The sequence below is a fragment of the Halomonas sp. HAL1 genome, from assembly GCF_030544485.1.
Lineage (GTDB): Bacteria > Pseudomonadota > Gammaproteobacteria > Pseudomonadales > Halomonadaceae > Vreelandella > Vreelandella arctica.
This window is the reverse complement of record NZ_CP130610.1, coordinates 514,243-535,073: the sequence shown is the minus strand read 5'-3', so window position 1 is coordinate 535,073 and position 20,831 is coordinate 514,243. Positions and strand designations below refer to the sequence as shown.

Annotated in this window: 20 protein-coding genes; 11 read left to right on the top strand and 9 right to left on the bottom strand. The window is 56.7% G+C overall.

From position 1 onward, the window contains the following. The first annotated feature begins 3 nt into the window (after nucleotides 1–3). The 10 genes from Q3Y66_RS02540 to Q3Y66_RS02495 all read left to right on the top strand — a co-directional run bounded on the left by Q3Y66_RS02540 (nucleotide 4) and on the right by Q3Y66_RS02495 (nucleotide 13,025). Nucleotides 4–2,850, top strand: a complete 2,847-nt coding sequence (locus tag Q3Y66_RS02540) for a valine--tRNA ligase (RefSeq protein ID WP_008959840.1) — start codon at nucleotides 4–6, stop codon at nucleotides 2,848–2,850. A 212-nt stretch (nucleotides 2,851–3,062) separates the two neighbouring features. Continuing rightward, nucleotides 3,063–3,437: an SPW repeat protein gene (locus tag Q3Y66_RS02535; RefSeq protein WP_008959841.1), complete on the top strand. Its 375-nt coding sequence runs from the start codon at nucleotides 3,063–3,065 to the stop codon at nucleotides 3,435–3,437. Nucleotides 3,438–3,700: 263 nt separating this feature from the next. After that, a complete protein-coding gene (locus Q3Y66_RS02530) occupies nucleotides 3,701–4,744 on the top strand; it encodes an aminoglycoside phosphotransferase family protein (RefSeq protein WP_008959842.1) in 1,044 nt (347 codons plus the stop codon). A 29-nt stretch (nucleotides 4,745–4,773) separates the two neighbouring features. After that, nucleotides 4,774–6,018 (top strand): ABC transporter substrate-binding protein, encoded by a 1,245-nt coding sequence (locus Q3Y66_RS02525; RefSeq protein ID WP_008959843.1) that lies wholly within the window; start codon nucleotides 4,774–4,776, stop codon nucleotides 6,016–6,018. Between the two features lie 3 nt (nucleotides 6,019–6,021). Then, complete coding sequence (locus Q3Y66_RS02520) at nucleotides 6,022–7,695, top strand: ABC transporter permease (protein WP_008959844.1); 1,674 nt, start codon at nucleotides 6,022–6,024, stop codon at nucleotides 7,693–7,695. A 12-nt stretch (nucleotides 7,696–7,707) separates the two neighbouring features. Next, entirely contained in the window at nucleotides 7,708–8,346 is a 639-nt protein-coding gene (locus Q3Y66_RS02515) for an ATP-binding cassette domain-containing protein (protein WP_008959845.1), read from the top strand. Beyond that, on the top strand, nucleotides 8,306–9,046 hold the full coding sequence (locus Q3Y66_RS02510) for a TIGR04283 family arsenosugar biosynthesis glycosyltransferase (RefSeq protein WP_050805327.1): 741 nt from the start codon (nucleotides 8,306–8,308) through the stop codon (nucleotides 9,044–9,046). Before Q3Y66_RS02515 ends, Q3Y66_RS02510 begins: the two co-directional genes overlap by 41 nt. Further along, complete coding sequence (locus tag Q3Y66_RS02505) at nucleotides 9,036–9,671, top strand: TIGR04282 family arsenosugar biosynthesis glycosyltransferase (RefSeq protein WP_008959847.1); 636 nt, start codon at nucleotides 9,036–9,038, stop codon at nucleotides 9,669–9,671. Before Q3Y66_RS02510 ends, Q3Y66_RS02505 begins: the two co-directional genes overlap by 11 nt. A 67-nt stretch (nucleotides 9,672–9,738) precedes the next feature. Further along, nucleotides 9,739–11,883: an FAD-dependent oxidoreductase gene (locus Q3Y66_RS02500; RefSeq protein WP_008959848.1), complete on the top strand. Its 2,145-nt coding sequence runs from the start codon at nucleotides 9,739–9,741 to the stop codon at nucleotides 11,881–11,883. Then, on the top strand, nucleotides 11,880–13,025 hold the full coding sequence (locus Q3Y66_RS02495; RefSeq protein ID WP_008959849.1) for an FAD-dependent oxidoreductase: 1,146 nt from the start codon (nucleotides 11,880–11,882) through the stop codon (nucleotides 13,023–13,025). Before Q3Y66_RS02500 ends, Q3Y66_RS02495 begins: the two co-directional genes overlap by 4 nt. 152 nt (nucleotides 13,026–13,177) lie before the next feature. Here Q3Y66_RS02495 and Q3Y66_RS02490 read toward each other — a convergent pair whose 3' ends face one another. Both Q3Y66_RS02490 and gloA read right to left on the bottom strand, forming a co-directional pair. After that, nucleotides 13,178–13,636 carry an META domain-containing protein gene (locus tag Q3Y66_RS02490; protein ID WP_008959850.1) on the bottom strand — a complete coding sequence of 153 codons (459 nt, stop codon included), beginning with the start codon at nucleotides 13,634–13,636 and terminating at the stop codon, nucleotides 13,178–13,180. A gap of 37 nt (nucleotides 13,637–13,673) precedes the next feature. Next, the gene (gene gloA / locus Q3Y66_RS02485; RefSeq protein WP_008959851.1) at nucleotides 13,674–14,114 is read right to left on the bottom strand and encodes a lactoylglutathione lyase; all 441 of its coding nucleotides are present in this window, start codon (nucleotides 14,112–14,114) and stop codon (nucleotides 13,674–13,676) included. A 127-nt stretch (nucleotides 14,115–14,241) separates the two neighbouring features. Here gloA and Q3Y66_RS02480 point away from each other — a divergent pair, with 127 nt between their 5' ends. Further along, nucleotides 14,242–15,312 (top strand): metal-dependent hydrolase, encoded by a 1,071-nt coding sequence (locus Q3Y66_RS02480; RefSeq protein ID WP_008959852.1) that lies wholly within the window; start codon nucleotides 14,242–14,244, stop codon nucleotides 15,310–15,312. Between the two features lie 22 nt (nucleotides 15,313–15,334). Here the strand turns inward: Q3Y66_RS02480 and Q3Y66_RS02475 are convergent, their stop codons facing one another. From Q3Y66_RS02475 to ubiD, 7 genes are all read right to left on the bottom strand, one after another. Continuing rightward, nucleotides 15,335–16,066, bottom strand: a complete 732-nt coding sequence (locus Q3Y66_RS02475; RefSeq protein ID WP_008959853.1) for an MliC family protein — start codon at nucleotides 16,064–16,066, stop codon at nucleotides 15,335–15,337. A gap of 45 nt (nucleotides 16,067–16,111) precedes the next feature. Continuing rightward, nucleotides 16,112–16,624 carry a DUF3087 family protein gene (locus tag Q3Y66_RS02470; protein WP_008959854.1) on the bottom strand — a complete coding sequence of 171 codons (513 nt, stop codon included), beginning with the start codon at nucleotides 16,622–16,624 and terminating at the stop codon, nucleotides 16,112–16,114. 77 nt (nucleotides 16,625–16,701) lie between these two features. After that, nucleotides 16,702–17,787 (bottom strand): 3-deoxy-7-phosphoheptulonate synthase, encoded by a 1,086-nt coding sequence (locus tag Q3Y66_RS02465; RefSeq protein WP_008959855.1) that lies wholly within the window; start codon nucleotides 17,785–17,787, stop codon nucleotides 16,702–16,704. 2 nt (nucleotides 17,788–17,789) lie between these two features. Beyond that, the gene (locus Q3Y66_RS02460) at nucleotides 17,790–17,948 is read right to left on the bottom strand and encodes a hypothetical protein (RefSeq protein WP_008959856.1); all 159 of its coding nucleotides are present in this window, start codon (nucleotides 17,946–17,948) and stop codon (nucleotides 17,790–17,792) included. Nucleotides 17,949–18,335: 387 nt separating this feature from the next. Continuing rightward, the gene (locus Q3Y66_RS02455) at nucleotides 18,336–18,464 is read right to left on the bottom strand and encodes a hypothetical protein (protein WP_008959857.1); all 129 of its coding nucleotides are present in this window, start codon (nucleotides 18,462–18,464) and stop codon (nucleotides 18,336–18,338) included. Between the two features lie 59 nt (nucleotides 18,465–18,523). After that, nucleotides 18,524–19,264, bottom strand: a complete 741-nt coding sequence (locus tag Q3Y66_RS02450) for an FAD-binding oxidoreductase (protein WP_008959858.1) — start codon at nucleotides 19,262–19,264, stop codon at nucleotides 18,524–18,526. A 61-nt stretch (nucleotides 19,265–19,325) separates the two neighbouring features. Continuing rightward, a complete protein-coding gene (gene ubiD, locus Q3Y66_RS02445) occupies nucleotides 19,326–20,816 on the bottom strand; it encodes a 4-hydroxy-3-polyprenylbenzoate decarboxylase (RefSeq protein ID WP_008959859.1) in 1,491 nt (496 codons plus the stop codon). Nucleotides 20,817–20,831 lie beyond the last annotated feature (15 nt).

Here is a 20,831-nt window from a genome sequence, read left to right as displayed (position 1 = left end):
TCCATGGAAAAGACCTACCAACCCGAACAGATCGAAACCCGCTGGTACGAGCGCTGGGAGGCCGACAACCGTTTCGCCCCTTCCGGCCAGGGCGAGCCCTTTTCGATCATGATTCCCCCGCCCAATGTGACCGGCAGCCTGCACATGGGCCACGCGTTCCAGGACACCATCATGGATACCCTGACGCGCTGGAAACGGATGCAGGGCAACAATACCCTGTGGCAGGTAGGCACCGACCATGCGGGTATCGCCACGCAAATGCTGGTCGAGCGTAAAATAGCGGCTGAAGAGGGCAAGACCCGCCACGACCTTGGCCGCGATGCATTTATCGACAAGGTGTGGGAGTGGAAAGAAGAGTCTGGGGGCCATATCACCCGCCAGCTGCGCCGCATGGGCGCCAGCGTGGATTGGAGCCGCGAGCGCTTCACCATGGACGACGGCTTCTATAAAGCGGTGCAGGAAGTGTTCGTGCGCCTGCACGAAGAAAAGCTGGTCTACCGCGGCAAGCGGTTGGTCAACTGGGACCCGACGCTACACACCGCCATTTCTGATTTGGAAGTCGAAAACAAAGAGCAGCAAGGCAGCTTCTGGCACTTCCGCTACCCGCTAGCGGACGGTGTTAAAACCGCCGATGGCAAGGATTACCTGGTGGTCGCCACCACTCGCCCGGAAACCCTGCTGGGTGATACCGGTGTGGCGGTTAATCCAGAAGACGAGCGCTACGCCTCGCTGGTCGGTAAGTTTATCGAACTGCCGCTGGTAGGCCGCCGTATTCCGGTAGTGGCGGATGAGCATGCCGATATGGAGAAAGGCTCCGGCTGCGTCAAGATCACCCCGGCTCACGACTTCAATGACTACGAGGTCGGCAAGCGCCAGAACCATCTGCTGATCAGCGTCCTCTCCAAAGATGCGACGATTCTTGAGCAAGCTGAGATCTTCAATCTAAAAGGTCAACCCCAGCTCGACGAAGACGCCACGCTGCCCGCCAAATACGCAGGGCTTGACCGCTTTGAAGCGCGCAAGCAGATCGTTGCCGATATGGATGCGCTGGGCCTGCTGGAGCAAGTCGAAGCCGTTAACAACACCCTGCCCTATGGTGATCGCTCTGGCGATGTCATTGAGCCGTTGCTAACCGACCAGTGGTTTGTGGCGGTGGAAAGCCTCGCCAAGCCCGCCATCGAAGCGGTGGAAAACGGCGATATCCAGTTCGTGCCTAAAAACTACGAAAACATGTACTTCGCCTGGATGCGTGACCTGCAGGATTGGTGTATTTCCCGCCAGCTGTGGTGGGGCCACCGCATTCCCGCTTGGTACGACGCGGAAGGCAATGTTTACGTTGCCCGTAGCGAAGAAGAAGCCCGCGAGAAGCATGCACTCGAACCCGATGTCGTGCTGACGCAGGATGAAGACGTACTCGATACGTGGTTTAGTTCGGGATTATGGACCTTCGGTACTCTCGGCTGGCCGGAAAAAACCCCAGAGCTTGAGACCTTCCATCCCTCTAGTGTGCTGGTCACTGGCTTTGACATCATCTTTTTCTGGGTAGCCCGGATGATCATGATGACCCTGAAGTTCACCAAAGAGGTGCCATTTAAGACGGTTTATGTGCACGGTTTGGTACGCGACGGCCAGGGCCAGAAGATGTCCAAATCCAAGGGCAACGTGCTCGATCCTATCGACTTGATCGACGGTATTACGCTGGAAGAGCTACTCGAAAAGCGCACCGGCAATATGATGCAGCCGAAACAGGCCAAGGCGATTGCCAAAGCCACAAAGGACGAATTTAAAGACGGCATCGAAGCCCACGGCACCGATGCGCTGCGCTTTACGTTTCTTTCCCAGGCCACCACGGGGCGTGATATCAAGTTTGATATGAACCGCCTGGACGGCTATCGCAACTTCTGCAACAAGCTGTGGAACGCCTCACGCTACGTGCTGATGAATGCCGAAGGCGAAGATTGCGGCACTAACGGAGACGAAGTTGAGCTTTCCCTGGCTGACCGCTGGATCATCTCGCAGCTACAGAAAACCGAAGCCCAGGTCACCAAGGCGCTGGACGAGTACCGCTTTGACCACGCCTCCCAAGCGCTGTATGAATTCATCTGGAACGAGTACTGCGACTGGTATTTGGAACTATCCAAGCCCGTACTGTGGGACGAAAATGCGACGGCCGAAGCCAAACGCGGCACTCGCCGCACGTTGGTGCGCGTACTTGAAGCTATCCTGCGCTTGGCCCATCCGATGATGCCCTACATCACCGAAGAGATCTGGCAACGCGTCTCGCCGCTGGCAGGTGTGTTTATGGGTGACGACGCATCGATCATGCTGCAAGCTTGGCCAGAAGCCGATGAGAGCAAAATCGATGAGCAGGCCAGCCTGGATATCGAGTGGCTCAAAGGCGTCATTATCGCCGTGCGTAACATCCGCGCCGAAATGAACATCGCCCCTGGCAAACCCCTCGACGTGCTGCTGACCAAAGGTAAGCCCGAAGACGCCGAGCGCCTAGAGAGCAACCGCCACTTCCTTTCCAAACTCGCCAAGCTGGAAAGCGTCACTTGGCTTGAAAACCCAGACGATGCCCCGCTCTCAGCCACACAGTTGGTAGGCGATATGGAAGTATTGGTGCCGATGGCGGATCTCATCGACAAAGACGCCGAAATCGCTCGCCTCAGTAAAGAGATCGACAAGCAGGACAAGCTGATCGGCGGCATCGAGAAAAAACTCGATAACGATGGTTTTATCGCCAAAGCACCGATTGCGGTGGTCGATAAAGAGCGCGGCAAGCTGGCCGAGTTCCAAGCTGCCAAACAGTTGTTGGAAGAGCAACGGGCGAAGATCGAGGCGTTGTAATAACACTTTCATAGCGTGCAGCTAAAAAGGGCGGTGCTTAGCGGTGCCGCCCATTAACGAATGTTATAAATCCTTTTTAATTAAGCAATTACCTGCCAAAAAGCATGCTTACCGCTGGAAACCCAAACCTCCTTTACTATGTTAATAGTGATGTCGGTTAATGCTGTATTAAATCGGCATTTAAACCACTTGGCATATTAAGGAGGATAGCCATGCGCTTTATTTCAACTCGGGTACACGGGATGGTCGATTATCTAATGGGCCTGCTGCTTATCGTCGCTCCCTTCCTGCTCGGCTTCGCCACGGGAGGCGCTGCTCAGTGGGTGCCGATCATCTTGGGTGTGGTCATGCTAGCGTCAGCCATTATGACCAAGTATGAGCTTGGGCTTATGCACATGATCCCCATGCCACTCCACCTCACCATGGATCTGATCAGCGGTATTTTGTTGCTGGTTTCTCCGTGGCTGTTCGGCTTCGCGGATACGGTCTATTTGCCGCATGTGATTCTCGGCATCATTGAGATTGGCGCCAGTCTTACTACGGAAAAACAACCGCGAAACGTGGTAGCTTCAACGAACCGAAGCTGAGTATCGCTGTTTTCGTTTCCAGCGGCGGCCCTATCGCCCCTGGATAGGCAAGTGAATAACGGTCTTTAGCTTACGCGCCCACCGCATCATAAGGTGGGCGCTTTGCGTTATGGGGCACTATGTGAGCTCTCTGTCTGGTATGTATAGCGCCTTCTGCTCTGTTTTAATCAGTCTTAATCACTTTTTCTTACGAAACGTGTAAAGTTGGTACAAGAACAGCCACGACGTGGCATCGCTGATTCAGCAACAATACGGACTGCTCTATGCCGACACCAACTGTGGCGCGATTAGAAGCGCTGGCGACCGAACTTGAGCGGGCCGGGATTGCGTACCGAGAGCTTTCGCCAATGGCGGATACCGGGCTAGCTCATGATCATGTCTGGGTGCATCGCACCGATGGCGATGATTGGGTGGCGCGGCTACCGAAACAGAGCCAGATGAACCTGCCTCCGGAAGCGAACCTTGCCTATCAGGCCGCCTGTTATCAGCGCTCTAGCCCTGGCGGACATACGCCTGTGCTGTATGACACCCTGCCACCAAGCGAATCGCTGCCCCGTGGCGGGTTGTTGGTTGAGGCGATCCGTGGCCGCTTGGCCAAACTACCTGAAGACTTGCCCGCCATCGCCGATGCTCTCGCGAGCTTACATGGTCAACCGCTGCCTAGTGTTCCGGCACGGGCACCTCTGCTCGCGCCTGAAAACCCATGGCAGGCGATGGTCGATGAAGTGCGCCAGCAGGCTAACTGGTTAGGGGATGCGCAGCTTTCCAGCAAAGTGACTCAACGCATTAAGCAGGAATTGGATCTCCTCCCACCCCACCTAAGCGATGCCACCCCTACGCTGATTAGCTTTGATACGCATCCCGGCAACTTCTTGATCCGTGATGATGGCCGCGCCGTATTGGTGGATTTAGAGAAGTGCCGCTACGGCCTTCCAGGGATCGACCTGGCCCACACCTCGCTCTACACCTCGACCACCTGGGATATCAACAGCCAAGCCGAGCTATCGCTAAGCGACGTGATTCATTTTTACCGCCGCTGGCAAGCCGCCATTGAAGTGTCTCCAGATACCGACACACTGGTCGCCTGCCGCCGGGCCACCTGGCTTTGGTCGCTGACGTGGTGTGCTAAATGGCGCGCCCAGCACTTAAACGCCAAGGATGCCCTGCAGCTCGGTGAAGATTGGTCGGCAGAACTCACCGACCCCACAGTGATTGACCACGTGCGCGACCGCGTTGAGCACTACCTCTCGCTGCCGATTATTGACCACGTGCATAGTGAGCTTCAGTGCTTGCAAGCCTCCCTATAACGTTTTTCATTACTGATATGAGGTGTGCGATGCCGATTAACCGTTACTGCCTGGGTAAGACGCTTACCACAACGTATACCGCGACGCTTGCCTCAGCGCTGATAGCCCTTTCGCTGCCTGCCATGGCCAACCCTGCCCCTAGTGATTGGCAAAGCGTGGTAGCAGACGCCGAAGGCCAAACCGTTTACTGGAATGCCTGGGGTGGCGATACGCGCACCAATCGTTATATCGACTGGGTGGCGCAGCAGATGCAGGCACAGTTCGGCATCGAGGTTGAGCACGTAAAACTGGACGATACCGGCAGTGCAGTGGCGCGGGTGCTGGCGGAAAAACAGGCGGGGAACCACGATGATGGCAGTATCGACCTGATTTGGATCAACGGCGAAAACTTTGCCGCTATGCGCGAAAGCGACCTGCTGTTTGGCCCCTTCGCCGAGGCACTGCCCAACTTTGGCCTCACCAACGCGACCGAAAACCCGGAGGTGGTCACCGACTTTACGCTACCCACCGAGGGCTATGAGTCGCCATGGGGAAAAGCGCAGATCACCTTCTATTACGACAGCGCTCAAACCGAAACACCGCCCCAGGATATGCAGGCGCTGCTTCCATGGGCCGAAGCGAATCCAGGCCAATTCAGCTATCCCCGCATTCCCGACTTCACCGGCAGCACCTTCCTAAAGCAGGCGCTGATTGAACTAACCGATAGGGATGAGGCGCTGTATCAGCCGGTTTCAGAGAGCGATTTCGACGCCGTAACAGCGCCGTTATGGGCATACTTGGATGCACTGCACCCTCACCTGTGGCGCAGCGGGCGAACCTTTCCCGACTCAGGCCCTCATTTGCGCACGCTGATGAGCGATGGCGAGTTGAGCTTGGCGTTTTCGTTCTACCCTACCGATGCCGCCGTGGCCGTCATGGAGTATGAACTGCCTGAAAGCGTGCGCAGCTACGTCCTGGCAGGCGGCACGTTGGGGAACGTTCACTTTGTGGCCATTCCCTACAACTCGCCCCATAAAGCCGGTGCCATGGTACTCGCCGACTTTCTGCTTTCACCGCAAGCCCAGGCCGAAAAACAGTCGCTGGCGATGTGGGGAGACCGCAGCGTACTGGATATCGATCAGTTAGAAGCGGCTGATCAGGCCCTGTTTGAACAGAGTGACCGGCACCCTTCTGAGCTAGCGGCGGATGCGCTATCAAACACGCTACCCGAGCCGCACCCCAGTTGGATGACCGCCCTGCAAGACGCATGGCTTGAGCGTTACGGCGTTAACTAGACCATGCTGCGACTGGCCCCGGCACTCATCATTGCCCTGCTCGTACTGCCGGTAGGCGCAGGGTTGCTGATGGTTCTGCTGCCAGCATTTGGCTACCTGCCCGCGCTAGGCGGTGATAGCGTTAGTTTAGCCCCCTGGCAGATGCTGTTCGCCCAGCCAGGGCTAGAGCGATCAGTAGCCATCAGCTTTGCCAGCGGGTTAGTGAGCACCGCCATCGCGCTAATGATGGTAGTGCTGTTTTTGGCGGCCAGTCGAGGCACTTGGTTAGATCGTGGTATTCGGCGGCTGGTCTCACCGCTGCTCGCCATTCCCCATGCCGCTATTGCCTTTGGATTTGCCTTTTTGATTGCCCCTTCAGGCCTTGTGGCGAGGCTGATATCGCCCTCACTGACGGGGTGGGAGCGTCCGCCGGATGCACTGATCGTCAATGATCCCTGGGGGCTTTCCCTGATGGCCGGACTGGTGTTGAAAGAGGTGCCCTTTCTTCTATTGATGAGCCTTGCAGCGCTGCCGCAGCTAGCACCTGAAAAGCGCTTAATGCTAGCGCGGTCGCTGGGCTATTCACCGACGATAGCGTGGCTAAAAACCGTACTGCCCTCGCTTTATCCGCTGATTCGCCTGCCGGTGTATGCGGTGATCGCCTATGCCACGTCGGTCGTCGATATGGCGCTGATTCTGGGCCCAACGCTTCCCCCCACGCTCAGCGTGTCGATTCTTGGCTGGTTTAACGACCCCGATATTAGCCACCGCTTTATGGCTTCGTCAGCGGCGGTGCTGCAACTTGGCATTACGCTCGCTGCGCTGCTCTGCTGGTGGCTGCTGGAACAACTTATCTGCACACTAACGCGTGGCTGGTTGACCAACGGCAGTCGCCAGCGTGGCGAGACCGCACTGCGGCTGTTTGGCCGCTCAGCATTACTGATTTCAAGCAGTACGGCACTGGCTGCCCTGATCGGCTTGGGGCTTTTCTCTGTGGCTGGCTTTTGGCGGTTTCCTGAAGTGCTGCCGCAGATGCTGACACTCGATCATTGGCAGCGCAGTGGCTCTATGCTGGCGTCACCGCTGCTCAATACAGCGCTGATTGGGCTTATTTCCACGACGCTGGCCACCGCGCTGGTACTCGCCACCCTAGAGAACGAGCACCGCCAGCACCTTCAGCCCAAACGGGCTCTGTGGCTGCTCTACTTACCGCTGCTGGTGCCGCAAATCGCCTTTCTTTTTGGGCTGATTGTCGCGGCTGAAAGCGTGGGCATTCGTCCTCAGTTAAGCCTCGTTATCGCGGGCCACTTACTGTTTGTACTACCTTATGTCTATCTTTCGTTAGCCGAGGCGTACCGCCAACTGGATCCTCGCTGGCTGCAGGTAGCACGCTCATTGGGCGTGTCACGCAGCGCTGCATTTTGGCGCGTACGCCTGCCGCTACTATTAGCGCCGCTGTTAACGGCCTTTGCCGTGGGTTTAGCGGTCAGTATTGGCCAGTACCTGCCCACTCAACTACTCGGGGCCGGGCGTGTCACAACGGTAACGACGGAGGCCGTTGCGCTTGCTGCGGGCAGCAACCGACGCTTAATCGGCGTGTGGGCGCTAGTACAAGCGGGTTTGCCATTAATTGGCTTTATGCTTGCCCTAACGCTGCCCCGCTTTCTGGGCGCGCAGCGCCGTGAACACGCTACCTAAGAGAGAGCCACCGTGACCGCTTTATCAACCGCGCCACTGCGTCTGGAACAGATAAAAATAGCCTTGGCAGGCCGCGAGCTATTGGCGGTAGACGCCATGATTGCCCCTGGTGAAGTGCTGACGGTAATGGGCCCTTCCGGGTCGGGAAAATCGACCCTACTGGCGTATATTGCCGGTTTTCTTGAGCGCGACTTTAGCGCCAGTGGCGACGTATGGCTGGGCGAACATCAGTTACTGGAACTACCTGCTGAGAAGCGTGGCATAGGGCTACTGTTTCAAGACCCGCTGCTGTTTCCGCACCTAAGTGTCGGCGGCAACTTGCGTTTTGGGCTACCTCGCCATAGCCGTGATCAGCGCCAGCAAGTCACCCACGCGCTTGAACAGATTGGGCTGGCAGGCTTTGCAGAGCGCGATCCGGCCACCCTTTCCGGCGGCCAAAAAGCGCGGGTGGCGTTAATGCGCCTGCTGCTTTCAAAACCCCGAGCAGTGCTGCTGGGCGAGCCTTTTTCCAAGCTGGACACAGCGCTGCGCCAAGAGATGCGATCGCTGGTGTTTAGCCAGCTGCGAGAAGCTGGCCTGCCAGCGCTACTGGTCACCCACGACCACGCAGATGCCAACGCAGCGGGAGGACCTGTTATTGCGCTCGGCTGAAAAACCTCCACGTCTTAGCATCGTGGTTCCCGTGCTTAATGAAGCGCTAACACTGGCTCAGCATTTAACAGCGCTGCAGTCGCTGCGTGCTCATGGGGTAGAGGTGGTGGTGGTCGATGGCGAAAGCTGTGACGACAGCGTTCGCGTTGCCAAATCGCTGGCTGACCGTGTGCTCAGCAGCCCCCCAGGGCGAGGCGTGCAAATGAACTTAGGGGCGCAACACGTTAGCGCTTCAACGTTACTGTTTCTGCATGCGGATACTCAGTTGCCTGTGGACGCCGTTGAGCAGATTATCCATGCTTTGAAGCCGCATGCCATGAAGCCCCATGCCTGGGGGCGCTTTGATATTCAACTCTCAGGCCGAAGCGGCTGGCTCCCGGTCATCAGTTGGATGATGAACAAGCGCTCGCGGCTTACCGGCATTGCGACCGGCGATCAGGGCATCTTTGTATGCGCCAGCGCATTCAAGGCTATAGGTGGCTTTCCTGAGCAGCCACTGATGGAAGATATCGAACTCGCTAAACGGCTCAAACGGGTGTCTCGACCCGCCTGTTTAAAGGCGAAAGTGGTAAGCTCAGGCAGGCGCTGGGATCACTACGGCGCTTGGAAAACGATCCGCCTGATGTGGCGGCTGCGCTATCGCTACTGGCGCGGCGTTAGCGCAACCCAACTCATTAAGGAGTATCGTGATGCCCGCTGAAACGCCGGTAAAGACCAGGCTGCTGCCCCACCTCCATCTACTGGCGAAGGCGCCTCTGGCAGGCCAGGCCAAAACGCGCCTAGCCCCACTGCTGGGCAGTGAGGGCGCCGCTGAGGCCCATGCCGAACTGCTGCGCCACTGCGTCGCGACTGCGTGTAAAGCACTACCCGCAGAACAAGTCACCCTTTGGACCGCGCTTGATCACGCACACCCACTGTTTATCGAGCTTCGTGAGCAGTTTGGCTTGATCTTAAGCGCCCAGCCGGATGGCGACTTAGGGGCGCGCGTTCGTTACGCCCTCAAGAGTACACTGGGTCCAGCCATGCTGATGGGCAGTGACTGCCCAAGTATTACCAGTGCGCTGATTACCACCTGTGCGCAACAATTAACCAGCCACAACGTGGTCATTTTACCCGCCGAAGACGGCGGTTACGGCTTTATTGGCACCCAGCAAGACTACCCAACACTCTTTAAAGACATTCCCTGGGGCACCCAAAGCGTACTTACAACCACGCGGCAGCGCATTGAGGCGTTGGGGCTCAACGCGGCTTACCCGGCGACTATTTGGGATGTGGACCGACCCGAGGATTGGCAACGCTGGAAAGCGTTAGCGATTTCGGTGTAAGGAATCTGACTCTCTTACTACTCAGTGAGCACCACTCACTCGTTTACCCCTGGCGCTGGAGCGTACCGTGACCCGACAACGTTTGATTATTGCAGCGCTACTCGTCATTGCCATTGGCGTGTTTTTTCTTAGCGGCGCCCATCAATGGTTCACGCTAGAGACCCTAAAGGCTTACCAAAACGACTTTCAAGCCGCGTTTAACCAAAACCCGTGGCAGGTGGCCGGCCTCTTTTTGGCCGTTTACGTAGTGATGACCGCCCTTTCACTGCCGGGGGCCACACTATTAACACTGCTGGGGGGCGCGCTGTTTGGGCTGGGCTGGGGGCTGTTGTTTATCTCTTTCGCCAGCACACTGGGGGCGACGTTAGCTTTCTTACTCTCACGATTTCTGTTTCGCCACCCAATTGAGCAGCGCTTTCCGCGCCAGTTTGAAGCGGTCAATCGCGGCGTAGAGCGCGACGGCGCTTTTTATCTGTTTATGCTTCGATTGGTACCGGTATTCCCATTTTTCATGATCAACTTGGTCATGGGATTAACCCGGATTAAAACCGTGACGTTCTACTGGGTGAGCCAGTTAGCGATGCTGCCAGGCACGGCCGTTTTCGTGAACGCTGGTGGCCAATTGGGAGAGCTTGAAAGCCTGGGGGGTATCGTCTCACCAACGCTATTGGCCTCATTTGCGTTGCTGGCAGTTTTTCCCTGGATTGCCCGGCGCATCGTACTGCTGGTGCAAAAGCGCAAAGCCTACCAAGGCTTTACCCGGCCCAAGCGCTTTGACTACGACATTGTGGTCATTGGTGGCGGTTCGGCGGGGTTGGTCACCAGCTACATCGCCAGCGCCGTTAACGCCAAAGTAGCGCTGGTTGAAAAGCACAAGATGGGCGGTGACTGCCTGAATACCGGCTGCGTACCCTCCAAGGCGTTAATACGCGCTGCCCGCGCCGCTCACGAAATTCGCAACGCCTCACGCTTCGGGGTAACTGCCGACGAACCCCAGATTGATTTTGCCAAGGTGATGGGGCATGTGCATCAAGCGATTAGCGATATCGAACCCCATGACAGCGTTGAGCGCTATCGCAGCCTAGGCGTTGAGGTGTACCAAGATCACGCCACACTTACCTCGCCATGGGAGATTCAGGTGGGCGATCAAATCCTCACCGCTCGCCATATCGTTCTGGCCACGGGCGCTCGTCCTCGGGTGCCGCCCCTGCCGGGAATTGAGAGTGCGCCCGTTTTGACCTCTGAAAACCTTTGGTCACTAACGGAGCTGCCTAAACGTTCAGTGGTGCTCGGTGGTGGAGCCATTGGCTGCGAGCTAAGCCAAAGTTTTAACCGCCTGGGCAGTCAAGTGACGCTGGTCGAAGGACTTCCTCAGTTGTTAGGCCGCGAGGACCAGGAAGTCGGCGAACTGGTCGAAACGACCTTGGCGGATGAAGGTGTCAAGGTGATGACCGACGCCAAAGCGCTGGAGGTTCTCAACGACGAGACAGGCTATCAACTGGTGGTCATGCATCACGACGAGCGTAAGCTGCTTCCTTTTGACTACTTAATGGTGAGTGCGGGCCGCCAAGCCAATGTGGAGGGCTTGGGGCTGGAGGCGTTGGGGCTCACGACGACCCAAGCGGGGACATTAGAGCTTAACGAGCGTCTTCAAACCAGCCTACCTAATATCTGGGCCTGTGGTGATTTAGCCGGGCCTTACCAACTGACGCATGCGGCGGCACATCAGGCGTGGCACGCTGCGGTCAATGCGCTGTTTGGTGAGTTCAAGAGTTTTGCCGTAGATTACCGCTTTATGCCCGCTGTCACCTATGTGCAGCCGGAAGTGGCACGGGTGGGATTGAATGAGAAAGAGGCCAAAGCAAAAGGGATCGCGTTTGAAGTCACCCGCTACGCCATGAGAGAGAGTGACCGCGCCATTGCCGAAGGCGCAACAGCAGGCTTTATCAAAGTGCTCACCGTGCCCGGCAAGGATAAAATCCTGGGGGCGACGATCGTTGCCGAAAACGCCGGCGAATGGCTGGGCGAGTTTACTATTGCCATGAAACATGGGCTGGGGCTCAACAAGCTGCTGGGCACCATTCATCCCTACCCAACGCTGGGCGAGGCAGCCAAAGCCACCGCAGGCGTATGGAAAAACGCCCATAAGCCTGAACGGGTATTGAAACTGCTGAAGCGCTACTTCACTTGGCGTCGCGGCAAGGCAAAATGACCTGTCCTATCAAAAAGCTGTTACTCATTGGGGCGGGTCATGCCCACGCCTTTGTGCTGGAAGCCTTTGCCAAGCAGCCCGACCCGGCCATCGCGATCACCGTGGTAAGCGATAGTCCTTTAGCAGCGTACTCCGGCAGCGTCCCGGCTTGGCTGGCGGGAGAATGTACACTGCGCGACACCCAGATCGACGTCGCGGCACTGTGCCAGCGGGCAGGGGCAGTGTTTGTGCCCGCGCCGGTGGTAGCCCTGGACACCGCAGCGCGCCACGTCACACTGGCCAACGGCGACGCGCTGAGCTTTGACGTAGCCTCCCTCAACATCGGCTCAACCCTGGCGTTGCCTACGCAGCATGGCAACAACCTTCCTCATCTTCTCGCTATGCGCCCGCTTGGCTCGCTACACCATCGCTGGCAGGCGCTGCGCGATGGCATTGAGCGGCTACCTCAAGGAGGAGACCAGCGCGTGGTGAGCGTCGGCGGCGGTGCAGCGGGCTGCGAAACCCTGCTGAGTGTGCTAGTTCAGTTGCGCCACCAACGCCCGGATATTCACTGGTCGGGGCACTTGCTCAGCGCATCGCGCACGCTACTGCCCGACTCAGGACGGCTGCCCCGCTGGCTGCTCCGGCGCGCCCTCGCCAGGGCAGGTATTCAGGTGCATCTTCAGCGGCGCGGGGAATCGCTGGTTGAGGGGGGTGTATCCACTACCCAGGGTGGCTTTATTCCCGGCGACATCGTGCTGTGGGCGACAGGCGCAGTGGGCCACAACTGGCTTTATGACACCCAACTGCCGCTGGATACTCAGGGGTTTATTCAAGTAGAAAAGACGCTGGAAGTCGTGGGTCAAGCAGGCATTTTCGCGGCGGGCGACTGCGCAGCGTTAGATCCACCCCTGCCCAACGCGGGAGTTTATGCTGTACGCATGGGGCCGCACTTGGCGGACAACCTGCGCAGGGCCTGCCACCGCGAAGCGCTGGCGACCTGGCGACCACCCAAACGCGTACTGGCATTGATCGGCACCGGCGATGGTCACGCGATCGCCAGCCGAGGTGCCCTCGGCTTTTCAGGCAGGTGGGTGTGGGAATGGAAAAAGCGGATTGATGCGCGCTTTATCGCCCGCTTCAACCCGCCTTTTGAGGACTAATTACTGCTATCAGATTCTAGCTAAAAACTAATTGAGCGATGATCAGGCAAGGCAAAAAATGACGAAAGGACGGAATTTACGGGGTTGTAAATGAGTACCTTGAGTCAATTCTTAACACAGCATGGTCGAGCGCAGATAGTTTTCAGTAGAATCTAATTGCCTTCGCGCCAACCGCCTAAAACCCGACTATCCGGGCCAAAGAAGACCAGACGGTCATGATCAATCAGGTAACGGTAAGCGGTTTCCATCATATCCGTGACGCGTTTGGCATCATCCATTTGCGGGCATGCCATACGTGTAGTGGCCAACTCGCTAAACTCGATGCGCTGATTTTCCCCTAGCGTCACCTTACCGGTAAGGCGGTTACAGCCATCATGGCCGCTAACGCTACCATCACGAGATATCTGGAAAAATGGCGTTTCCGGCATCGACAGCCGCTCATCGGTGCCCAACAAGAGTAGATTCCAACGCTGATCGACAATCGCGCCCGAAAGCGAGGAACCACTCGGCCCTTGCGGCGATGTGCTTGGCCCTGGCGCACTGCTACAGGCGCTTAAAAGGAGCACAGTGGAGGCGAGCAGTGGCAATAAACGCCAACCTTTCATAGTCATGGTGAATCGTCCTTGTTTGATAACCTTTCTGGAATAGCTACCAGCTACCGGTATTTTCCATCGACGCCCAGGGCTCTTGTGGCTCGAGTGCATCGCCTTTTTGCAGCAGTTCAACCGAGATACCGTCTGGTGATTTTACAAACGCCATGTGGCCATCGCGAGGCGGACGGTTGATGGTTACACCGTTGTCTTGAAGCTTTTGGCAAAGTGCATAAATATCGTCGACCCGGTAAGCCAAGTGGCCGAAGTTGCGCCCGCCCGTATACTCTTCAGGATCCCAGTTGTAGGTCAGCTCTAGCTCAGGAGCGGTGAGACGCGCCGAGCGCGCTTCATCAAAGGAGGCGGCAAGGAACACCAGCGTAAAGCGGCCCTTCTCGTTTTCTTTACGACGGACTTCTTTAAGGCCCAGCAGATCGCAGTAAAAACGTAGCGAAGCATCTAGGTCACTAACACGTACCATGGTATGTAGGTATTGCATATCGACTCCTCAAAAAACGACCGTAGCCATACTTTACAAAAACGTGACAGCGTACATAAAACGCCGCAACGCTGTACAATTAAACCATAACGTTTATCTTAGCTGGGTTTACCCGTCGGAGAAACCTGTGGATTCAGTCACGCAAGCTGCGCTTGGCGCAGCCATTGGCGGTGCCGTGCTGGGCCGGCGCTTGGGCCGAAAAGCCATTCTCATTGGTGTCGTGCTGGGCACCCTGCCTGATCTTGATGTGATAATCGATTACGGCGATGCCGTGGCCAATGTTACCGAGCATCGCGGCTTTAGCCATTCACTGTTTGTGCTAACGGGCTTGGCCACGCTGCTGGCACTACTGAGCGCACGCTTTGCGCCTATCAAGGCGATTAGCCTGCCCCGCTGGTGGTGCTTTTATACACTTATTCTGGTCACGCACCCGCTGCTTGATGCCCTTACCACCTACGGTACCCAGCTGTTGTGGCCACTTGATGTAACGCCTACGGCCTGGCCGATCATTTTCATTATCGACCCGCTTTATACCCTTGCCTTGCTCATCGCCCTGGGATTCGGTTTGGTCTCTTCGCGGGTAAGAAAGGCCTGCACTTGGGGGCTGGCCATCAGCTGTGTTTATCTGACCATGGCGGCTGGGGCGAAAGTAATGATTGAACAGCGTATCGCCCCAGTGCTGGCGGAGCAGGGGCTACAAGAGGCTCCCCTGCTGATTCAGCCAACCCCGTTCAATATTGTACTATGGCGCGCCACAGTGATGGATGGGGATCGCTATTATGAAAGTTTGATTAGTGTGCTTGACGGTAATAGCCCGCCACGTCTTGAACCACTGATTCGTAACGCAGCGCTGGAAGCCCCTCTTTTAGCTAGCCTGCAAGGGCAGCGCTTGGCGTGGTTTGCAGGGCCTTTTCTGCGCTATGAAGAGCGTTGGCTGGATGGTAAAGAGACGCTTATTGCCACCGATATACGGCTCGGCTTTCCAGGGTTTCATCCGTTTAGTTTCACCCTGGCTACGTTAGAAGAGGAGCGCTGGGTACCGCTGGCGGTGAGCGAACAAGTGGAAAGCTCAAGCGGCATTCAGATGACAACGCTCTCCCGGCTTGCCGCTCGCGCCGCGGGCAACTCCTCGGCCCTCTGCGCCAGCGACTTTGTAGCGCAGGAGTGGCGGGCCGAGCGTGTCATCTATCGCTGCTGAGCGACCTCTTTATTGGATAAACCTAGGGGGCAATACCCTGGCCACAGCCGCTATACTGCTCACCACCGTAGGTCAGGGTGACCCTTGCTGGGAAAGGCTTTCCGCTCATGTTGTCAAAACAGGCACCGGCGTCAATGCGCACGCGGAAAAACGGCTCAACGTCGGCGTTTTCGATAACCACTCGTCCCGCTTCATTGTCCATCACACTGACCATATAAGGTAATTCGAGGCGCTCTTCCCCATAGTTCGTCTCCATGGTCAGCGTCGGCGTATCATGCGCTAACGCAACGCTCCAACCCGGCTCGTTACCCTGGCCAAAGAACATCACGCCAGGCTTCACCGCTCGAGTTAAGGCGTCACGCTGTTCGGCCAGAGAGCACTGCAGTTGCCCCCGCGGAGTTTCTACCAGCGCTTTGTCACCCCGATTCCAGAAGCTGATTTCACCATCTTGATAACGGGCACCGCTGGCCACAACGGCTTGTGGCAGTCGCCATGCGCCGTGCAGCGACCACAGGCGCAGATCGTTGGTATTGGTCGCGGTCACTAAGTGTTGTTTCGCAGGCTCGCAGTGCCATGCGGCAAATTGTTCAGCGGAGCCAGGAAACAGCGCCGAAGGCAGGAAGGGAGCCCGGTTATCTAGCGTGGCTTGATTGGCAACTGCTGTTTCGGCGGTGGGCGTCGCTGCACACCCTCCTAGCACGACCATCACGCCTGCTGCGAAAACAGCACCACTCCATACTCTTAACGTATTCATTTACCGCGCTCCCTGTATGACTTTTTCTATGATGACTCGTATTCATTACCCGCGCTTGAATGCCTGCAAGTCATGCGTATCAATGCTCTCAACTTGGGGGGGCAACCCCAGCTCTTCGCGTTTGATCTTAACCTGCATTTTTTCAGCCAGCCGCTCCGAGTCGTCGTCGGTGGTACGCCCGTTAAGCTCTGCCAACTGCGACATGCCCTGGTGATAGAAAGTGAGTAGGTCCAAGGCTGTGCGATTATTCTCTTCCACTGCTTTACGTAGCTGGGAAAGGTAGCCGCTGACTTGCGACAAGTGATGTTTGAGCTGCCAGACATAGCGTACTTCGGTCATCCACGGGCGCTCACGCAGCACGGCAAAAAGTGCACTGGTGGCCAGTAACCCAAGTAGTACACCAAGGGCGTTGAGCCAAAGACTGCTGCCAAAGGTGGTCGTGAGCAGCATGGAGAACAGCAGGCCAAAAATAATCAGTTGCCCTGCCATGGCAAAACTGATCATGCGGGCTTTACGGCGGTAAGTCTCAGGGTCGTGATCTTCTAGGGCAAATACCATGGCCAGCCTCATCATCAAAATAAGTTACTTATGATACGGGGCTGGCCATGGCAAACAAGTACTAGTGTTAGCGAGGCTTAACTCAAACGCTCCGCGGCTGTTTTAAGTAAGTGCTCGGTAGTCTCCCAGCCCACGCAGGCATCGGTCACCGAAACACCGTAGCGCATAGCGCCTGGCTTGAGCGGCTGCTTGCCTTCGAATAGATGGCTTTCCAACATCAATGCCACCAGATTGGCTTCCCCCGACTGGCGCTGGGCGAGTACATCCAGCATCACTTCGCTCTGGCGACGGTGATCCTTACGTGCGTTAGCGTGGCTGCAATCCACCATCAGCCGTGGGTTTTGGCCCGCGTTACGTAGTGCGGTGGTAGCAGCACGTACGTGCTGAGTCTGGTAGTTGGGTTCACCGTGACCACCGCGCAGTACTACGTGGGTATGTGAGTTGCCCGTGGTTTGCTGGACGATCGGATAGCCTTGAGGATCGACGGCAAAACGCTGGTGCGGGTGGGCCGCCGCACTCATAGCATCAATCGCAACTTGAACATCGCCGCTGGTGGCATTTTTGAACCCCACCGCCGCGGCTAAATCACTGGCTAGCTCCCGGTGCAGCTGCGATTCAGTGGTGCGCGCGCCTATGGCGACCCAGCTCAACAAATCGTCCAGGTAAGGTGCCAGCATCGGCTGCAAGAGCTCGGTGGCCACCGGCAGGCCACGCGCCGCCACGGCGTGCATCAGTTCACGGGAGAGCGCCAGGCCGCGGGGCATATCGCCACTGCCATCTAAATCAGGATCGTAGGCCAGCCCTTTCCAACCCACGGTGGTGCGGGGTTTTTCAATGTAGACACGCATCACGGGTAATATCTGCCCGCTCACGTCTTCACTGAGTGCTGCCAAGCGGTCGGCGTACTCAAGCGCGGCATCAGGGTCGTGCACTGAGCAGGGGCCGACCACCACGAGTAGACGGTCATCGTGACCGCTTAAAATTTGCTGTACAGCGTGACGCTGGCGGGCAATTTGCTCGCTTAGCGGGTCGCTTAACGAGACACGTTGACGCAGTTCGGCGGGGGTAGGCAGCCTTTTGGGGGTGGTAGGCGTAAGCCGCGATGTGACCTGGGCAGTATTGACGGCTGGTTTATTTACAACAGAGCTGATGGGCGCATTCATGATTAATTCTCCGCAATCGTACATCGTTTGACTAGGTGACCACCCAGGCGCACGCGGTCGGAGGTGGCAGCTAGCACCGACCGCGCGTCGCTAAATCGCCATCCATAGCCATAGCCCACATAGCCGGTAGCGAACGCGTTAGTCAGTGCACGATAAATCATGATGCTGCTCCTCGATGAAATAGTGATGAAAATTAACCAACCCCGTCAGTAGTAGGGACTAAAAATGCCAAAAGCCCCGGCGGGGTTACCGACCGGGGCTTCTGTGCTTGCGGCAGGCAACCGAGTGGTGTGCCTGATGGCGCGACGTTAGGCGTCGGCCAAGGGCACACCGTGGCTAAACCAATACCAATAAGAGCCTGTGCTACTCATGAGTGCACACACGCCATCAGCCATGTCTGGCAGTGGTTTCATCGTGTGTGGCGTGGTGAGTCGCTGCATGTTTCTATTTTCCGTTAGTAATGGCTCGCCCGAAAGAATCGTCCGCTAAGGCTGCCGCAATGATTTTGTGGTTTTTATCCTGCCTGCAAGCGCTGCAAATGGCAACACTCAACCGCTAAAAGCTTGTACCCAGCCAATCGTCGCGGGCAGTGCTGCCATGCTAACCAATACCACTATGCCGAGAAAAATGGATAAAAAGCCAGATTCGTCTTTATAGTCTTCGTCGTGATGGGCCATGTTAGCCTCCTTTTTTATCAACGCTATATCAGGGGAGCCTCAAAAAACCTGCGGCCATATTAAGTAGTTCGAGGGGCGTAGGCAAACACATCCGAAAACACTCGCTCAAGCTTCACGCCTTTCGTGTCGAGCACATCCAAGCAGGCATATACCATGCCTGGTGAACCCGAGATATATACATCATGGGTGGCCGGCGTTATCTCTGCGTCTTTCAAGACCTGGTCAATACGCCCCTGGTGGTGGTTGATCCGCTCGCCCACTGCCATCGGCTCTTCTAACGGAAGCTCGGTCACTGCATGAAACGAGACGTTAGCATGGGTTTGCGCCCACGAACTCGCCAATTGCTCCAAGTACAGGTCGCGGTGTTCACGCGCTGCCCACCATAGCGAAATTTCACGCTCTGGCTGCTCGTGGAGTACTGCTTCAATAATCGCTTTCATCTGCGAGAAACCGGTGCCAGCGGCTATCAGCATTAGTGGCCGCTCGCTCTGACGATCCAACACGCAATCCCCACCCGGCAAACGCAAGGTAAGCTGGTTGGCCACCTGAAGCAGCTCACGTAACCGCGCTGAGTTATCCCGCTCTGGCCAGTGTTGGATATGTAGCTCAATGATGCCATCACCCCGTTCAGCGCTGGCAATCGAAAACGGTACCCAGGTTGTGTCGTCTATCTTTAGTTCTAAATATTGCCCCGGCGCATGCTGCATGGCTTCGGCGCGCCCGGCTAGCGTTACACCAAACACATCGGGGTTTAAGTTCTCAACCTCGGTGACTTGGCAAGTCAACGTCCTTGCACTCATGAAAGCCTCTTTTAACAAATTCGGTCAGCGATACGCATGATCAACGGCTGTCTTCAGTCTATCAAAGGCGAGAGGGCGGTAACTCCAGACCTATGCCCAGGGCTTCCCAGCGTTCATCTACCCGCGCTTTAACCGCTTCGTCCATCACAATAGGGGTGCCCCATTCGCGATCGGTCTCTCCCGGCCACTTGTTGGTGGCATCAAGCCCCATTTTCGAGCCAAGGCCTGAGACCGGCGAGGCGAAATCGAGGTAATCGATCGGCGTATTCTCGACCATCACGGTGTCCCGTGCGGGATCCATCCGAGTGGTAATCGCCCAGATCACATCTTCCCAATTGCGAGCATCCACGTCGTCGTCCAGCACAATCACAAACTTGGTGTACATGAACTGACGCAGAAAGCTCCATACCCCCATCATGACGCGCTTGGCGTGGCCGGGGTACTGCTTCTTCATCGTCACGACCGCCATACGATAAGAGCAGCCTTCCGGTGGAAGATAGAAGTCGACAATTTCGGGGAACTGCTTACACAGGATCGGCACAAACACTTCGTTCAACGCTAACCCAAGAATCGCGGGCTCATCCGGTGGTCGTCCGGTGTAGGTGGAGTGATAGATCGCATCACGACGCATGGTCATCCGCGTGACGGTAAATACCGGGAAGTGGTCGACCTCATTGTAGTAACCGGTGTGGTCACCAAAGGGACCTTCCGCTGCCATATCATCCGGGTAGATAAAACCCTCGAGAATGATCTCGCTCGATGCAGGTACATCCAGATCCGCATGACCGCACTTCACCAACTCCGTCCGTGAACCGCGCAGCAGCCCTGCAAAAGCATATTCTGAAAGTGAATCTGGCACCGGCGTCACGGCGCCCAAAATCGTCGCCGGGTCGGCGCCAAGCGCCACCGCGACCGGGAAAGGCTCGCCTGGGTGGGCTTTCTGGAACTCCAGAAAATCCAACGCGCCGCCACGATGGGAGAGCCAGCGCATAATCAGGCGGTTCTTAGCAATTTTCTGCTGACGGTAAATCCCAAGATTCTGACGCTTCTTGAGCGGCCCTTTGGTAATCACCAGTGGCCAGGTCACCAGTGGCCCTGCATCGCCGGGCCAGCAGTGCTGAATCGGCAGCATGCCAAGATCGACCTCATCGTCTTCATACACCACCTCTTGCACCGGTGCATGCTTGACGTTTTTAGGCCCCATGCTAAGCACTTGCTTAAAGATCGGCAGCTTGTCCCAGGCATCTTTCAAGCCTTTAGGTGGATCAGGCTCTTTTAAAAACGCCAGCAGCTTACCGACTTCTCTGAGCGCTTCGACCGAATCCTGCCCCATACCCAGCGCCACCCGTTTGGGCGTACCAAACAGGTTGCCCAGCAGCGGCATGTCGTGGCCTTTGACGTTTTCAAACAGCAACGCCGGGCCACCGGCACGCAGCGTGCGGTCACAAATTTCGGTGATTTCCAGGTAAGGATCGACTTCGACGTGGATACGCTTGAGTTCACCCTGCGCTTCAAGCGCCGCGATGAACTCGCGCAAGTCTTTGTACTTCAAGGCACGCTCCCTGAC

Coding starts and splice junctions, on each gene's coding strand:
- Q3Y66_RS02540 (WP_008959840.1), top strand. CDS start 4: ATGGAAAAGACCTACCAACCCGAACAGATCGAAACCCGCTGGTACGAG.
- Q3Y66_RS02535 (WP_008959841.1), top strand. CDS start 3,063: ATGCGCTTTATTTCAACTCGGGTACACGGGATGGTCGATTATCTAATG.
- Q3Y66_RS02530 (WP_008959842.1), top strand. CDS start 3,701: ATGCCGACACCAACTGTGGCGCGATTAGAAGCGCTGGCGACCGAACTT.
- Q3Y66_RS02525 (WP_008959843.1), top strand. CDS start 4,774: ATGCCGATTAACCGTTACTGCCTGGGTAAGACGCTTACCACAACGTAT.
- Q3Y66_RS02520 (WP_008959844.1), top strand. CDS start 6,022: ATGCTGCGACTGGCCCCGGCACTCATCATTGCCCTGCTCGTACTGCCG.
- Q3Y66_RS02510 (WP_050805327.1), top strand. CDS start 8,306: ATGCCAACGCAGCGGGAGGACCTGTTATTGCGCTCGGCTGAAAAACCT.
- Q3Y66_RS02505 (WP_008959847.1), top strand. CDS start 9,036: ATGCCCGCTGAAACGCCGGTAAAGACCAGGCTGCTGCCCCACCTCCAT.
- Q3Y66_RS02495 (WP_008959849.1), top strand. CDS start 11,880: ATGACCTGTCCTATCAAAAAGCTGTTACTCATTGGGGCGGGTCATGCC.
- Q3Y66_RS02490 (WP_008959850.1), bottom strand. CDS start 13,636: ATGACTATGAAAGGTTGGCGTTTATTGCCACTGCTCGCCTCCACTGTG.
- gloA (WP_008959851.1), bottom strand. CDS start 14,114: ATGCAATACCTACATACCATGGTACGTGTTAGTGACCTAGATGCTTCG.
- Q3Y66_RS02475 (WP_008959853.1), bottom strand. CDS start 16,066: ATGAATACGTTAAGAGTATGGAGTGGTGCTGTTTTCGCAGCAGGCGTG.
- Q3Y66_RS02470 (WP_008959854.1), bottom strand. CDS start 16,624: ATGGTATTTGCCCTAGAAGATCACGACCCTGAGACTTACCGCCGTAAA.
- Q3Y66_RS02465 (WP_008959855.1), bottom strand. CDS start 17,787: ATGAATGCGCCCATCAGCTCTGTTGTAAATAAACCAGCCGTCAATACT.
- Q3Y66_RS02460 (WP_008959856.1), bottom strand. CDS start 17,948: ATGATTTATCGTGCACTGACTAACGCGTTCGCTACCGGCTATGTGGGC.
- Q3Y66_RS02455 (WP_008959857.1), bottom strand. CDS start 18,464: ATGGCCCATCACGACGAAGACTATAAAGACGAATCTGGCTTTTTATCC.
- Q3Y66_RS02450 (WP_008959858.1), bottom strand. CDS start 19,264: ATGAGTGCAAGGACGTTGACTTGCCAAGTCACCGAGGTTGAGAACTTA.